Raw genomic sequence first — 15,032 nt, 5'->3', positions numbered from 1 at the left:
ATTATCTTGCTATCGATTGCTGCCGAGCGGGGATTTCGCCCCTCCGACGCCATGAAGGCGGTCGGCGCGGCGGTCATGCTCACCGTCGTCGTCGGCGTGTCCGCGCTCGCCCCGGGCGACTCCGCGGAGGCCGCGGCCGTCTTCCCGCCGTGGTGGCCGCAGGGCGCGGCCGTCACCGCCGCCGCCTCGGCCGGCGACGTGGTCGCCGTCGGCGCCGGCCATTCCATCGTCATCGTGCGCTCGTCCGGAGGCGGCCCCGTCGGCCGGCCCCTGCAGGACGCCGGCGCCCTCGTCGTCTTCGCTCCCGGCCCGCTCGCGGGCTGCCTCGCACCTGGAGGACGTGTCCGTGCTCAAGACGCTCTCTGAACAGCGCCGCCAGGGCGGCCGCATCATGCTGGCCGCCGTCTGGCTGCTCGCGCCGCTCGTGCTGGCCGCTTCGCTGCTGATCGGCGGCCCCACCCTCCAGCTCGCCGCCGGCGCGCTGGTGGTGGCCGGCGGCTCGACGCTGATCGCCTGGCGTCATGGCGGGGCGCTGCTGGCGCGTCTGGTCATGCCTATGGCGCTGATGAGCCAGGTGTCGCTGCTGGTCGCCGCCTTCGCCGGTCACCCGTGGCAGATCGACATGCACATGGCCTATTTCGCGGCCCTGGCGGTGATCATCGTCTACTGCGACTGGCGGGCCATCGCCTCGGGCGCGGCCCTGGTCGCCGTGCACCACCTGGCGCTCAACTTCCTCCTGCCGTCCCTGGTCTTCCCCGGCGGCGCGGACTTCGCCCGGGTGGTCATCCACGCCGTGATCCTGGTCGCCGAGGCCGTCGTGCTGATGTGGTCGTCGGCCAACCTCGCGCGGATGCTGGAGTCCTCCGTGGCCAGCCTGGGCGAGGCCTCCGAGGCCCGCTCCGCGGCGGAAACCGCCCAGCACGAGGCCGAGCAGGCCCGCCGGAACGAGGCCGCCGCCGCCCAGGAGCGCGAGCGGCTGCACCGCGAGATCGAGGCCGAGCGCGCCGCCGTCGTGGGAGCCCTGGCGAAGGGGCTGGGCGCCCTGGCCGCCGGCGACCTGCGCTGCGAGCTCACCGAACGCTTCCCGCCCGAGTACGAGCAGCTCCGGTCCGATTTCAACCAGGCCGTCGCCAGCCTGCAGGACGCCGTGCGGGAGATCGCCTCCGCCGCCGGCGCCGTGCGCCACGGCGCGGGCGAGGTGTCCAGCGCCGCCGGTCAGATCTCCGACCGCGCCGAGCAGCAGGCCGCCACGCTCGAGGAGACCGCCGCCGCCCTCGAGGAGCTGTCGGGCGTCGTGCAGGGCACCGCCACCGGCGCCGAGGACACCAACGCGCTGACCGCCGCCGCGCGCAGTTCGGCCGAACAGTCGAGCGTCGTCGTGCGCGAGGCCGTGGCCGCCATGGCAGAGATCGAGCGCTCCTCCCAGCAGATCGGCACCATCATCGGGGTGATCGACGAGATCGCCTTCCAGACCAACCTGCTGGCCCTGAACGCCGGGGTCGAGGCCGCCCGCGCGGGCGAGGCCGGCCGCGGCTTCGCCGTGGTCGCCTCCGAGGTCCGGGCGCTGGCCCAGCGCTCGGCCGATGCCGCGCGCGAGATCAAGGCGCTGATCTCCGACTCCACCGGCCACGTGGCCTCGGGCTCGCAACTGGTGGGCCGCACCGGCGAGGCGCTGGAGGGCATCGCCGGCCAGGTCGCCGACATCGCCGAACGGATCGCCACCATCGCCACCGCCGCGCGTGAGCAGTCCGTCTCCCTGGGCGGGTTGAACAGCGCGCTGGCCCAGATGGACCAGTTCACCCAGCAGAACGCCGCCATGGCCCAGCGCTCCACCGCCGACAGCGAGAAGCTGGCCGCCGAGGCCCAGGCGCTCTCCCAAGCCGTGGCGCGGTTCACGGTCGACGAAGCGGCGCGGGAGGCGGAGCGGGTCCGCGCCGCGGCCTGACCGCGACCTCGCCTCCTTCCGTCGCGGCCGAGGTTGCCCGGCCGCCCGGCGCGCCCTAACCGGGAGCGATGGCCCTCCGCGACTTCGGCGTCCTCGTGCTCGTCTGCCTGCTCTGGGCGTCGAACAACATCGTCTCCAAGTATGCGGTGAGCCACCTGGACGCGCCGCCGCTGTTCTACGCAGCCCTGCGATTTGGCGTGGTGGCGCTGGCGGTCTTCCCCTGGCTGTTCCCGATGCCCCGGCCGCGCTGGCGGCTGATCGTCGTGGCCCTGCTGATGGGCGGCGGCAACTTCGCCCTCCTGTTCCTCGGCCTGAAGACCGCCACCCCGTCCGCCGCTGCGGTGGTCGGCCAGCTCGGCGTGCCGATCACGACCCTGCTGTCGGTGATGATGCTGGGCGAGCGGATCCGCTGGCGCCGCGGCCTCGGCATCGCGCTGACCATGGCCGGGGCGCTTGCGGTGATGTGGGACCCCGGCGGCTTCGCGCTCTCCACCGGCCTGCTGTTCGTCGTCGGCTCGGCCTTCACGGGCTCGCTGGGCGCGGTGATGATGAAGCAGATGGAGGGCGTGAAGCCGCTGCAGTTCCAGGCCTGGGTGGGCCTCGCCTCCCTGGTCCCGCTGCTCGGGCTGTCGGCGATCTTCGAGCCGGGGCAGGTGCAGGCGGGCCTCGACGCCGGCTGGCCGTTCCTGGCGGCCGTGGTCTATTCCGGCCTGGTGGTCTCGGTGGGCGCCCACACCCTCTACTACGCCCTGGTCCAGCGCTACGAGGCCAACCTGATCTCGCCGCTCACCCTGATGACGCCGCTGGCCACGATCGCGCTCGGCGTCGCCCTGCTGGGCGACCCGTTCGGCCCGCGCATGGCGCTCGGCACGGCGGTGGCCCTGGCCGGCGTGCTGATCATCGCGCTGCGCCCCAACCAGGTGGCGCCCCTGCTGCTCGCCATCCGCAACCGCGCGCAGTAAGGCTGGGCCATGGAGTTCATCGAAGCCCCTTCGCCCAACTTCGACGCCCGGACCGCCCCGCCGGACCTCCTGGTCCTGCACTACACCGGCATGCCGACCGGTCCCGAGGCCCTGGACCGGCTGCGCGATCCCGAGGCCCGCGTCTCCTCGCACTACCTGGTGGAGGAGGACGGCCGCATCTTCCGCCTGGTGCCGGAGGAGCGGCGCGCCTGGCACGCCGGCGTCTCCTTCTGGAAGGGCCAGAGCGGCCTGAACGCCACCTCGATCGGCATCGAGATCGTCAACCCGGGCCACGAGTTCGGCTACCGCCCCTTCCCGGACGCCCAGATCGCCGCGGTCATCGCCCTGGTGGCCGACATCCGCACGCGCTGGATGATCGAGGACGGCCGCATCGTCGGCCACTCCGACATCGCCCCCGACCGCAAGATCGACCCGGGCGAGCTGTTCCCCTGGAAGCGCCTCGCGGAGGCGGGCCACGGCCTCTGGGCCGAGGCTCCGGCCGCGCCCGGCGCGCCGCTGGCGGAGGGGGAGACCGGCGCCGGCGTCTTCGCCCTGCAGGCGGGGCTCACCCGTCTAGGCTACGACTGCGCACCCTCCGGCGACTACGACGCCCATACCGCCACCGTGGTCGGCGCCTTCCAGCGCCACTGGCGCCCGGAGCGGGTCGACGGGATTGCCGACGGCGAGACCCGGGCCCGGCTGATCGCGCTCCTCAGGCAGGGCGCCTGATGCATCCGGCGCCGCTGTTCCACGTCGCCGACGAGGGCCGGCTGCTGGCCCAGCTCGCCGAGCGGCCGTTCGTCACCGTCGCCGCGGCCCCGGACGGGCGGCCGCGGGTGGCGCACGCCCCGGTCGTCGTCAGGCGGCTCGAGAGTGGGCTCGCCATCGACTTCCACCTGTCGCGCGGCAATGCGCTCACGCCGTTCCTGGCCCAGGGCTTCCGCGCCGTGCTCGTGGGGCTCGGCCCCGAGGCCTACATCAGTCCCGACTGGTACGAGAGCCCCGACCAGGTGCCGACCTGGAACTACGTCTCCGTCGAGGCCGAGGGGCCGGTGACGATCCTCGACGAGGCGGGCCTGGTCGCCCAGCTCGACGCGCTGTCGGCGCAGGAGGAGGCGCGTCTCCTGCCCAAGCGCCCCTGGACCCGGGCCAAGATGAGCCCCGGCGTGTTCGAGAAGATGACCCGCGGGATCGTCGGCGCACGCCTCACCGTCGAGCGGCTGGAGGGCGTCTGCAAGCTCGGCCAGAACAAGCACGCCGCCGACCGGGCGGGCGCGATCGCCGGCCTGGGCGACCATCCCGTCGCCCGGCTGATGGAAAATGGGACGGATTGACCCAGACCCCGTCTCCCACCATGTTCCGCCCGGACCAGACGGCCGGGCGGTCGCGGGCCCCGCAAGGGGTTCGAGGAAAGTCCGGGCTCCACGACGACATGGCGGCGGGTAACGCCCGCCGGGGGCGACCCCAGGGATAGCGCCACAGAAAGCAAACCGCCGCTCTCCGGAGCGGTAAGGGTGAAAGGGTGGGGTAAGAGCCCACCGCGTGCCTGGCAACAGGGACGGCACGGCAAGCCCCGCCAGGAGCAAGACCGAATAGGGACCGCGCGTCCCCAGCAATGGGGACAGGGCCGTCGTTGGCCCGAGCAGGTCCGGGTAGGTCGCGAGAACCGGCCCGCAAGGGTCGGTCCAGAGGAATGGCCGCCGCGTCCCTTCGGGGGCGGCACAGAACCCGGCTTACAGGCCGTCTGGTCCCTCACATCTCCTTCGAATGACCGCAATGAATCCCCAGCAGCTTAACGGGTTCTCTGTACGTTCTGTGGATAAGTAGAAACCGTTAACCATGAGACTCCGCGACATCTTTGATTTGGCGTCGGATGAGCCTTCAGAGTCATTGTATCCCATTCAGTCCCATGTTAACCCAATAGTCATTCGCTCAGTGCGTCGCGGGCCTCCGTTGGGGGCGGGCCCGCCGGCATCGGAGGGCGAATGGCGGGGCGGCCGAGGGTGCGGTCGCAGGGCAGGGGTTCTCAGGCGGTGTTTCTCTCGACCTTCGAGAAACAGCTGGACGCCAAGCGGCGCATCGTCGTGCCGCAGGAATTCCGCGCGCTCGCCGCCGGCCCCTTCGACGGGGTGTTCTGCTTCCCCTCCATCGAGGCCGACTGCATCGAGGGCGGCGGCAAGGCCCTGTTCGACCGCTACAACGGCCTGATCGAGGAGCTCGACTTCGGCGATCCGCTGCGCAGCGCGCTGGAGACCTCGGTGCTGGGCGGCATGGCCCGTCTCTCCTTCGACACCGCCGGCCGCATCACCCTGCCGGAAACCCTCTGCGACATGTTCGGCCTCACCGACTGGGTGGTGGTCGTGGGCCTGGGCGACCGGTTCCAGATCTGGCAGCGAGAGGCCTTCCAGGCCCACCGCGCCGCCCAGCGCGAGCTGGCCCGGGAGGGCCTCGCCCAGATGCGCGCCCAGCAGCGGGCCGCGCGGATGGGGGGCGGCCAGTGAGCGCCGCCCCGCACGTCTCCGTCCTGCGCGACGAGGTGGTCGCGGCCCTGGCCCCGAAGCCGGGCGAAACCCACGTCGACGGCACCTTCGGCGCCGGCGGCTACGCCCGTGCGATCCTCGAGACCGGCGCCAGCGTCATCGCCTTCGACCGCGACCCTACCGCCCGCCGCTTCGCGGAGGGCCTGCCCGCCGACCGCTTCCGGCTGGTCGAGGCCAGGTTCTCCGAGATGGCGGAGCTGGTGGGCGAGGGCGCGGCCGACGGCGTGGCGCTCGACCTCGGCGTCTCCTCCATGCAGCTCGACGAGGCCGAGCGCGGCTTCTCCTTCATGCGCGACGGGCCGCTGGACATGCGCATGGGCGACGCGGGCCAGACCGCCGCCGACCTCGTCAACACGGCCGAGCCCGTCGAGCTGGCGCGGATTCTCTATGTCTACGGCGAGGAGCGGCAGAGCCGCCGGATCGCCGGCGCCATCGCACGCCGCCGCGCCGAGCAGCCGTTCACCCGCACCCTGGAGCTGGCCGAGTTCATCGAGAAGGCGCTGGGCGGCCGGCGCGGCGCCAAGGTCCACCCGGCGACGCGGTCCTTCCAGGCCATCCGGATCGCCGTGAACGAGGAGCTTTCCGAGCTGGAGGCCGGGCTCGTCGCGGCCGAACGGACGCTCAAGGCCGGCGGCCGCCTCTGCGTCGTCACGTTCCATTCTTTGGAAGACAGAATCGTCAAAAGCTTCCTCACGGTGCGAGCGGGTAGAACGCCGTCGGGATCGCGCCACGCGCCGCCGGTGCAAGCCGGCGCTGCGCCCAGCTTCCAGCTCCTGTTCAACGGCGCGAAGTCGCCGTCGGACGCGGAGGTGGCGGCCAATCCCCGGGCCCGTTCGGCGAAGTTGAGAGCGGCCGTGCGCACCGATGCGCCGGTCTGGAGAGACGCGGCATGAGCCTGCTCGATCGGAGGGTGCGCGGTTTCCGCCTGGTCGACCTGGTGGCGCTCGGGCTGCTGGTGGTGCTGATCCTGGGCGTCTACCTGGCCAAGACCGTCGCCGGGCGCGAGCGGTCCGAGATCGCCCGCATCGAGCGCCAGATCGCCGCCGAGAAGGCCCGCATCCGCCTGCTCCAGGCCGAGGTGAGCCATCTGGAGCAGCCCTCGCGCATCGAGCGCCTGTCCACCGCCTACCTGGGCCTGGCCCCGGTCTCGGTGAAGCGCGAGACCACCACCGACGGCCTCCTCGGCCTGGCCCGCAGCGCGGCCCCTCCGGTCGTGCTGGCTCCGGCGGCGCCCGTCGCCGCGCCGGTTGTCACCGAGGAAGAGGCCGCGCCACCCGAGGAAGCGCAATGAGCCTCGGCCAGCATGCCTTCGGCGGCCTGCCGTTCTCCCGCTGGCTGTGGGGTCTGGAGCACGCCTTCGAGCGCGCCCGCGCCTCCGGCCGGGCGGAGGACGACACCCGCCTGCGGATCTTCTTCGTCCTGGCGATCTTCAGCGCCGCCTTCCTGGCCCTGGCGGTCGGCGCCACGCGCGCGGCCATGTTCTCGGGGCTGCGCGGCCACGACGGGCTCGCGCCGATCGCCGGCGCCTCGCGCGCCGACCTCGTGGACCGCAACGGCCAGATGCTGGCCGCCGACCTGCTGCACTACGGGCTCTACATCGACCCGCGCGAGATCTGGGACACCGCCGAGACCCGGGCGGCGCTCACCCGGACCCTGCCGTCGGTGGACGCCCACCGCCTGGAGCGGGCGCTGCGTGGCGAGCGGCGGACCTTCCTGATGGGCGGACTGACGCCCGAGCAGCGCGCCCGCGTCCACAGCCTGGGCCTGCCGGGCGTGAGCTTCGAGCCCGAGGAGCGGCGGGTCTATCCGCTGGGCTCCACCGCCGCCCACCTGATCGGCTTCGCCGACACCGGCGGCGAAGGCCTGACCGGGGCCGAGGCCGCCCTCAACGAGGACATCCGCAAGGCCGCCGCCGGCAAGGCGGCGATCCCGCTGTCCATCGATCTGCGCGTGCAGGCGGCGCTGGAGGACGAGCTCTACAAGGCCGCCGCCGAGTTCCGGCCCCGCGGCGCGGTGGGCATCGTCACCAACGTCCACACGGGCGAGATCCTGGGGATGGCGAGCTATCCCACCTTCGACCCCAACCGGCCCGGGGAGGCCACCGACGACGCCAGGCTGAACCGCGCCGCGGCCTCGGTCTTCGAGATGGGATCGACGTTCAAGGCCTTCACGGTGGCCATCGGCCTGGACGCCGGCGTGGCGACGCCGTCGTCGACCTTCGACGCCCGCTTCCCCTACCAGCTGGGCTACCGGACCATCAACGACTACCACGCCGCCCGGAAGGTGCTGACGCTCGTGGAGGTGTTCCAGCACTCCTCCAACATCGGCACCGCCAAGCTGGCGGTGAGCGTCGGCCCGCAGCGGCTCAGCCAGTACTTCAACAACCTCGGCCTCACCCGAACGGCGCCGGTCGAGCTGATCGAGAGCGCCCGGCCGCTCACGCCGAAGAAGTGGGACGAGGACACGGTGGCCTCCACCTCGTTCGGCCACGGGATGAACGTCTCGCCGCTCACCCTGGTGATCGCCTACAACACCCTGATGAACGGCGGCGTCCGCCGGCCTCTCACCATCCGCAAGGTCGAGGACGGCAAGACCGTCCCCGGCGAGCGGGTGATGTCCGAGCGCACCTCCGCACAGATGCTGCAGATCATGCGGGCCAACGTGACCGGCGGCTCCGGCAAGTCGGCCGACGCGCCCGGCCTGTCGGTGGGCGGCAAGACCGGCACCGGCGAGAAGTACGATCCGGCGATCCGGGGCTATAGTCGCCAGAAGCAGGTCTCTTCGTTCGCCGCGGCCTTCCCCACCGACGGGGCGGTGGAGGACGACCGCTACTTCGTGCTGATCCTCATGGACGAGCCGCACCCCAGCGCCCGGACCTACGGCTACTCCACCGGCGGGTGGGTGGCGGCGCCGGCCGCCGGCCGCGTCATCGACCGCATTGCCCCGTTCCTCGGCGTCCGCCGCAAGAACGACATCCTGACCCTCGCAGAGGGCGCGGCCGCACCGCCGCCGGGCGTGCAATGAGCCGCCGCCTCTCCGACCTCGTGAAGCGCGACCTGGCCGCCGATCCGGAGATCGCCGGGGTTACCGCCGACAGCCGCAAGGTGCGGCCGGGCTTCCTGTTCGCCGCCCTGCCGGGCAGCCAGGTGGACGGCGCAGAGTTCGCGGCCAAGGCCGTGGCCGCGGGCGCCGCCGCCGTCATCGCCGACCGCGACCTGGGACTTTCCGTCCCCACCATCGCCACACCGGATCCGCGCCGCGCCTATGCGCTCGCCGCCGCCAACTTCTGGGGCCGGCAGCCGCAGACCTGCGTCGCCGTCACCGGCACCAACGGCAAGACCTCGGTCGCCAACTTCTGCCGCCAGATCTTCGCCCGCGCCGGCCGCACCTCCGCCAGCATGGGCACCCTCGGCGTCACGGTGAGCTATCCGGACGGCCGCGACGAGCAGCTGACCCCGCCCGGCCTGACCACGCCCGACGCCGCCGACGTGGCCGAGCTGCTGGCAAGGATCACCGACATGGGCGTCACCCATTTCGCCATGGAGGCCTCGTCGCACGGGGTGGACCAGCGGCGGCTCGACGGGGTGAAGCTCACGGCCGCCGGCTACCTGAACCTGACCCAGGACCACCTCGACTACCACGGGACCATGGAGGCCTACCGGGCCGCCAAGCTGCGCCTGTTCGAGACCCTGCTGCCGCGCGGCGGGACGGCGGTGCTGAACGCCGACTCGGACGACTTCCCGGCTTTCGCCGCGGCCGCCGTCTGCGCCGGCCAGACCATCCTGTCGGTGGGCGAGGCGGGGCAGGGGCTGAAGCTCGTCTCCCGCAGCCTGCTGCCGGAGGGGCAGCGGCTGGAGGTCCTCGCCCAGGGCCGCACCTTCGACGTCCGCCTGCCGCTGGCCGGCGGCTTCCAGGCCTCCAACGCCCTGGTGGCGGCGGGTCTCTGCCTGGCGGCCGGGCTCACGCTCGACGAGGCGTTCGCGGGCCTGGAGGCGCTGCAGGGCGCACCGGGCCGGCTGCAGCGCGTGGGCGCCGGCCCGCGCGGCGGCGAGGCCTATGTAGACTATGCCCACACCCCCGACGGTCTCGAGACGGTGCTGAAGGCGCTGCGCCCGCACGTCACCGGCAAGCTCATCGTGGTGTTCGGGGCCGGCGGCGACCGCGACCGCGGCAAGCGCCCGATCATGGGCCGTATCGCCGCCGAGCTGGCGGACGTGGCCATCGTCACCGACGACAACCCCCGCTCGGAGGACCCGGCGGCGATCCGCGCCGAGGTGCTGACGGGCGCTAAAGGCGCGAAGGACATCGGCGACCGCCGCGAGGCGATCCGGGCCGGCGCGGCGATGCTGGGCGAGGGCGATATCCTGGTGGTGGCCGGCAAGGGTCACGAGCAGGGCCAGACGGTCGCCGGCGTGGTCCATCCCTTCGACGACGTCACCGAGACGGCGCAGGCGCTGGAGCTGTTCCATGGCTGAGCCTCTCTGGACGGCCGAGGAGATCGCTGCGGCCGTGGGCGGCAAGGTGGCCGGCGGGTTCGCGGCCAACGGCGTCTCCATCGACACCCGTACGCTCGAGGCCGGAGACCTGTTCGTGGCCCTGGCCGGCGTGCGGGACGGCCATGAATTCGTGGACCAGGCGCTGGCCAAGGGGGCCGCGGGCGTCCTGGCCTCGCAGCCGGTCTCCGGCCCCGCCGTGATGGTGGGCGACACCTTCAAGGCGCTCGAGCAGCTCGGCGTCGCCGCCCGCGAGCGCGCGCCGCAGGTCCGCCGCGGCGCCGTGACGGGCTCGGTCGGCAAGACCAGTGTCACCCAGGCGATCATGGCCGGGCTCCGGCTCGCCGGACGGGCCCACTCGTCGGTGAAGTCCTACAACAACCACATCGGCGTGCCGCTGACGCTCGCCCGCATGCCGCGCGACACCGAGCGCGCCGTCTTCGAGATCGGCATGAACCACGCCGACGAGATCACCCCGCTGACGGAGTTCGTCCGCCCGCACGCCGTGGTGGTCACCACCGTCGGGCCCGTTCACACCGAGAACTTCCCGGACGGCGAGGCGGGCGTGGCCCGCGCCAAGGCCGAAATCTTCGCCGGCCTCGAGCCCGGCGGCGTGGCGGTGCTGAACGCCGACAACGCCTGGCTCGATCTGCTGGCCGCCGAGGCCCGCAAGGTCGGCGCCGAGATCCGCACCTTCGGGACCGGCGAGGGCTGCGACGCCCGTCTGATCGACTTCCAGGTCCCCGGCGGCCATGCGGTCGTCCAGGCCCGCCTGCACGGCAAGGCGATGGACTTCCCGATCCTGCAGACCGGCTTCCACTGGGGCCTCAACAGCATGGCCGTGCTGCTGATGCTGGAGGCCCTGGACGTCGACCTGAACGACAGCCTGGCCGCGCTGGGCTCGTTCGAGCCGCTGGAGGGCCGCGGGGCCGAGAAGCTGGTCCGCGTGAAGACAGGAACCTTCACCCTGGTGGACGAGAGCTACAACGCCAACCCGATCTCCATGGCCTCGGCGATCCGCACCCTGGGCGCCCGCAGCGCCGAAGGGCGGCGCATCGTCGCGCTCACCGACATGCTGGAACTGGGCGACGAAGGCCCGGCCTTCCACGCCGCCCTCGCGGAGCCGCTGGAGCGGGCCGGCATCGACCTCGTGTTCTGCGCCGGACCGCTCATGAAAAGCCTCTGGGACGCCCTTCCGCCGACTCGGAGAGGCGGGTACGCCCAAACGGCGGCGGATCTCGCGCCGCAGGTCGTCCAGGCCGTAGAGCCCGGCGACCTCGTGATGGTGAAGGGGTCGAATGGGTCGAAGGCGGGCGCTGTCGCGCACGCCCTGACCGCGCTCGGCTCCGGCGGCGGGGAGGCGGCCTGATGTTCTACTGGCTTTGGGTCCAGCTTTCCGCCGACGGTTACGTCCCCGTCCTCAACCTGCTGAAATACCAGACCTTCCGCACCGGGCTGGCGATCTTCACCGCCCAGTTCATCGTGGTGGCGCTCGGCAGCCGCTTCATCCGCTGGATGCAGGCCAAGCAGGGCAAGGGCCAGCCGATCCGCGCGGAGGGCATCGAGCGCCACATCGTCGAGAAGGCGGGCACCCCCACCATGGGCGGGGTGATGATCCTGGCGGGCCTGCTCGCCGGCACCCTTCTGTGGAGCGACCTCTCCAACCCCTACGTCTGGGCTGTGGTGCTGGTCACCGCCGGCTACGGCGTGCTGGGCTTCCTCGACGACTACGCCAAGGTCACCCGGCAGACGACCGAGGGCGTCTCCGGCCGGGTGCGGCTGCTCCTGGAGACGCTGATCGCCATGGCGGCGGTGGCGATCATCATCCTGTTCGCGGCCAAGCCGCCGGAATCGCCCGAGCTGCTGACGTCGGTCACCTTCCCGATCTTCAAGCAGGCGGTGCTGGACCTGAACTGGTTCTACCTCCTGTTCGGGGCCTTCATCATCGTCGGCGCCGCCAACGCGGTGAACTTCACCGACGGCCTCGACGGCCTGGCCACCGTGCCGGTGATGATCGCCGCGGCCGCCTACGGCCTGATCGCCTACCTGGTCGGCAACTTCGTCTTCTCGAACTACCTGCAGCTCCACTTCGTGCCGGGCGTCGGCGAGATCGCGGTCTTCTGCGGCGCCCTGATCGGGGCGGGGCTCGGCTTCCTCTGGTACAACGCCCCCCCGGCCAAGATCTTCATGGGCGACACCGGCTCCCTGGCGCTCGGCGGCGCGGTCGGCACGATCGCGGTCGCCACCCGCCACGAGATCATCCTGTCGATCATCGGCGGACTGTTCGTGGCCGAGACCCTGTCGGTGATGATCCAGGTCGCCTCGTTCAAGCTCACCGGCAAGCGGGTGTTCCGCATGGCCCCGGTGCACCACCACTTCGAGAAGCTCGGCTGGTCGGAATCCACCGTGGTGATCCGCTTCTGGATCGTCGCGGTGATGCTGGCCCTCGTCGGCCTCGCCACGCTCAAGCTGCGGTAGGGAGGGTCAGCACTCAGCCATGATCCCGGTCCGCGGCTTCGAAGGCAGGACGGTGGCCGTGTTCGGCCTGGCCCGTACGGGCCTCGCCGCCGCGCGCGCGCTCGTCGCCGGCGGTGCCGAGGTGGCGCTGTGGGACGAGAAGCCCGCCACCCGCGCCGCCGCCGAGGCCGAGGGCTTCAGGCTGACCGACCTCTCCACCGCCGACTGGACGCAGTTCGCCGCGCTCATGCTGTCGCCGGGCGTGCCGCTGACCCATCCGGCGCCGCACTGGACCGTGGAGCGCGCCCGCGCCGCCGGCGTCGAGATCCTGGGCGACGTCGAGCTCTTCGCCCGCACCGTCAACGCCGCGCCCGAGCACAAGCGGCCGAAGATCGTCGCCATCACCGGCACCAACGGCAAGTCGACCACCACGGCGCTGATCGCCCACATCTGCGCCCAGGCCGGCCGCGATACCCGCATGGGCGGCAACATCGGCGTCGGCGTCCTGGGCTTGGAGGACATGCACGGCGGCGCGGTCTACGTCCTGGAGCTCTCCTCCTACCAGCTGGACCTGACCTCCAGCCTGCACCCCGACGTCTCGATCATCCTGAACATCTCGCCCGACCACCTGGAGCGGCACGGCGGGATGGAGGGCTACGTCGCCGCCAAGCGCCGCATCCTCCTCAACCAGGGCAAGGGCGACACCGCCGTCATCGGCGTCGACGACCCCTGGGGCCAGCGGATCTGCACCGAGATCACCGCCGCCAACCGCCGCACCATCGTGCCGGTCTCCGCGTCCAAGGCCATGGGCCGGGGGATCTACGCCCTGCAGGGGATGCTCTACGACGCCACCGGCGAGCGCGCCGTGGAGGTCGCCGACCTGACGCGCGCCCGCTCACTGCCGGGCCGCCACAACTGGCAGAACGCGGCGGCCGCCTACGCCGCCGCCAAGGGCCTCGGCATCGCCCCCGAAGAGGCCGCCGAGCACCTGATGACCTTCCCGGGCCTGGCGCACCGGATGGAGACGGTGGGAGCGCTGGGCCGCGTCCGCTTCGTCAACGACAGCAAGGCCACCAACACCGACGCCGCCCGTCAGGCGATGTCGAGCTATCCCAAGTTCTACTGGATCGCGGGCGGCCAGCCGAAGACCGGCGGCATCGAGGCGCTCGCCGACCTCTTCCCGCGCATCGAGAAGGCCTATCTCATCGGCGAGGGCGCGCCGCTGTTCGCCCGCACTCTGGCGGGCAAGGCCCCGGTGCAGGAATGCGGGACCATGTCCGCCGCCGTGGCCGCCGCCTACGCCGACGCCGCCGCCTCGGGCCAGGAGGCCATCGTGCTCCTGTCCCCCGCCGCCGCCTCCTTCGACCAGTTCGCCGACTTCGAGGAGCGCGGCGAGGCCTTCCGCGCCGCTGTCGCGCGCCTGGCCGCCGCCCCGCTCGCCGCCAACAAGGGGGCCGCGTGACCGTCCCCTCCCAGGCCCACGCCTTCGCCCGCTCCGACCGCTCGCCGATCGGCGTGTGGTGGTGGACGGTGGACCGCTGGATGCTGGGCGTCGTCGGCCTGCTGATCTTCGTCGGCGTCCTGATGTCGTTCGCCGCCAGCCCCGCGGCCGCCGCGCGGATGAACCTCGGCGACCCGTTCCACTTCGCCGTGCGTCAGTGCGTCTTCGCCGGCGTCTCGGCCTTCGTCCTGGTCAGCGTCTCCATGCTGGACGTGAAGGGCGTGCGGCGGGCGGCCTTCTTCATCTGGCTGGCCGCCATCGCGGTGATGATCGCCCTGCCGTTCATCGGCCACAACGCCAAGGGGGCGACCCGCTGGCTGGAGTTCGGCGGCTTCACCTTCCAGCCGTCGGAATACATGAAGCCGGCGCTGATCATCCTGGTCGCCTGGATGTTCGCGGAGGGCCAGAAGGGGCAGGGGGTGCCCGGCGTCTCCATCGCCTTCGGGCTCTACTTCATCTCCGTCGCCCTGCTGCTGATCCAGCCGGACGTCGGCCAGACGGTGCTGATCACCGTGGCCTTCGGGGCCGCCTTCTGGATGGCTGGGGTGCCGCTCTCCTGGGTGATGCTGCTGGGCGCCACGGCCATGGCCGGCCTGTCATCGACCTATTTCCTGTTCCCCCACGTGGCCAGCCGGGTCGACCGGTTCCTGTCTCCCGACAAGGCCGACACCCACCAGGTGGACCGCGCTGCCGAGGCGATCGCCGCCGGCGGGGTGTTCGGTCGCGGCCCGGGCGAGGGCGTCATGAAGCGCCACGTGCCCGACCTGCACACCGACTTCATCTATTCGGTGGGCGCCGAGGAGTACGGCCTGATCTTCTCGCTGCTGCTGATCTCGCTGTTCGCCTTCGTGGTGATCCGCGGCCTCTACCGGGCCATGAAGCTGTCGGAGCCGTTCGAGCAGGTGGCCGCCGCCGGCCTCTTCGTCCTGGTCGGCCAGCAGGCCTTCATCAATGTGGCGGTGAACCTCAACATGATCCCCACCAAGGGCATGACCCTGCCGTTCATCTCCTACGGCGGCTCCTCGATGATCGCGATGGGCCTGACGCTCGGCATGGCGCTCGCGCTCACCCGCCGCCGTCCCGGCGCCTACCTGCCCTCGGAAGGGCTCGCCAAGGCCGGCGCGTTCGCTTAGT

Annotated in this window: 14 protein-coding genes and 1 other RNA gene; all 15 read left to right on the top strand. The window is 72.0% G+C overall.

Going from position 1 to position 15,032, the window contains the following annotated elements:
- Positions 1-6: 6 nt before the first annotated feature.
- The gene (locus V7Z97_RS13265) at positions 7-366 is read left to right on the top strand and encodes a hypothetical protein (RefSeq protein WP_334163903.1); all 360 of its coding nucleotides are present in this window, start codon (positions 7-9) and stop codon (positions 364-366) included.
- A complete protein-coding gene (locus V7Z97_RS13260) occupies positions 347-1,945 on the top strand; it encodes a methyl-accepting chemotaxis protein (protein ID WP_334163902.1) in 1,599 nt (532 codons plus the stop codon). Before V7Z97_RS13265 ends, V7Z97_RS13260 begins: the two co-directional genes overlap by 20 nt.
- A 68-nt stretch (positions 1,946-2,013) precedes the next feature.
- Complete coding sequence (locus tag V7Z97_RS13255) at positions 2,014-2,907, top strand: DMT family transporter (protein WP_334163901.1); 894 nt, start codon at positions 2,014-2,016, stop codon at positions 2,905-2,907.
- A 9-nt stretch (positions 2,908-2,916) separates the two neighbouring features.
- Entirely contained in the window at positions 2,917-3,636 is a 720-nt protein-coding gene (locus V7Z97_RS13250) for an N-acetylmuramoyl-L-alanine amidase (RefSeq protein ID WP_334163900.1), read from the top strand.
- Positions 3,636-4,241 carry an FMN-binding negative transcriptional regulator gene (locus V7Z97_RS13245; RefSeq protein WP_334163899.1) on the top strand — a complete coding sequence of 202 codons (606 nt, stop codon included), beginning with the start codon at positions 3,636-3,638 and terminating at the stop codon, positions 4,239-4,241. The genes V7Z97_RS13250 and V7Z97_RS13245 overlap by 1 nt, the downstream gene beginning before the upstream one ends.
- A 34-nt stretch (positions 4,242-4,275) precedes the next feature.
- Positions 4,276-4,659: RNase P RNA component class A (rnpB, locus tag V7Z97_RS13240), an RNA gene on the top strand.
- A gap of 281 nt (positions 4,660-4,940) precedes the next feature.
- Complete coding sequence (locus V7Z97_RS13235) at positions 4,941-5,408, top strand: division/cell wall cluster transcriptional repressor MraZ (RefSeq protein ID WP_334163898.1); 468 nt, start codon at positions 4,941-4,943, stop codon at positions 5,406-5,408.
- Entirely contained in the window at positions 5,405-6,340 is a 936-nt protein-coding gene (rsmH, locus tag V7Z97_RS13230; RefSeq protein ID WP_334163897.1) for a 16S rRNA (cytosine(1402)-N(4))-methyltransferase RsmH, read from the top strand. The genes V7Z97_RS13235 and rsmH overlap by 4 nt, the downstream gene beginning before the upstream one ends.
- Positions 6,337-6,738, top strand: coding sequence for a cell division protein FtsL (gene ftsL, locus V7Z97_RS13225; RefSeq protein ID WP_334163896.1), 402 nt, complete (start codon positions 6,337-6,339; stop codon positions 6,736-6,738). The genes rsmH and ftsL overlap by 4 nt, the downstream gene beginning before the upstream one ends.
- On the top strand, positions 6,735-8,471 hold the full coding sequence (locus V7Z97_RS13220; protein ID WP_334163895.1) for a peptidoglycan D,D-transpeptidase FtsI family protein: 1,737 nt from the start codon (positions 6,735-6,737) through the stop codon (positions 8,469-8,471). The genes ftsL and V7Z97_RS13220 overlap by 4 nt, the downstream gene beginning before the upstream one ends.
- Positions 8,468-9,922, top strand: a complete 1,455-nt coding sequence (locus V7Z97_RS13215) for a UDP-N-acetylmuramoyl-L-alanyl-D-glutamate--2,6-diaminopimelate ligase (protein WP_334163894.1) — start codon at positions 8,468-8,470, stop codon at positions 9,920-9,922. The genes V7Z97_RS13220 and V7Z97_RS13215 overlap by 4 nt, the downstream gene beginning before the upstream one ends.
- Entirely contained in the window at positions 9,915-11,309 is a 1,395-nt protein-coding gene (locus V7Z97_RS13210) for a UDP-N-acetylmuramoyl-tripeptide--D-alanyl-D-alanine ligase (RefSeq protein ID WP_334163893.1), read from the top strand. The genes V7Z97_RS13215 and V7Z97_RS13210 overlap by 8 nt, the downstream gene beginning before the upstream one ends.
- Complete coding sequence (gene mraY, locus V7Z97_RS13205; RefSeq protein WP_334163892.1) at positions 11,309-12,418, top strand: phospho-N-acetylmuramoyl-pentapeptide-transferase; 1,110 nt, start codon at positions 11,309-11,311, stop codon at positions 12,416-12,418. Before V7Z97_RS13210 ends, mraY begins: the two co-directional genes overlap by 1 nt.
- A 19-nt stretch (positions 12,419-12,437) precedes the next feature.
- Entirely contained in the window at positions 12,438-13,859 is a 1,422-nt protein-coding gene (murD, locus tag V7Z97_RS13200) for a UDP-N-acetylmuramoyl-L-alanine--D-glutamate ligase (protein WP_334163891.1), read from the top strand.
- The gene (gene ftsW, locus V7Z97_RS13195; RefSeq protein ID WP_334163890.1) at positions 13,856-15,031 is read left to right on the top strand and encodes a putative lipid II flippase FtsW; all 1,176 of its coding nucleotides are present in this window, start codon (positions 13,856-13,858) and stop codon (positions 15,029-15,031) included. The genes murD and ftsW overlap by 4 nt, the downstream gene beginning before the upstream one ends.
- Position 15,032: the final 1 nt, after the last annotated feature.

The sequence above is a fragment of the Phenylobacterium sp. genome, assembly GCF_036821595.1.
Taxonomy (GTDB): domain Bacteria; phylum Pseudomonadota; class Alphaproteobacteria; order Caulobacterales; family Caulobacteraceae; genus Phenylobacterium.
Note: the sequence above shows the minus strand (reverse complement) of the source record. Positions and strands in the feature narration are given on the sequence as shown.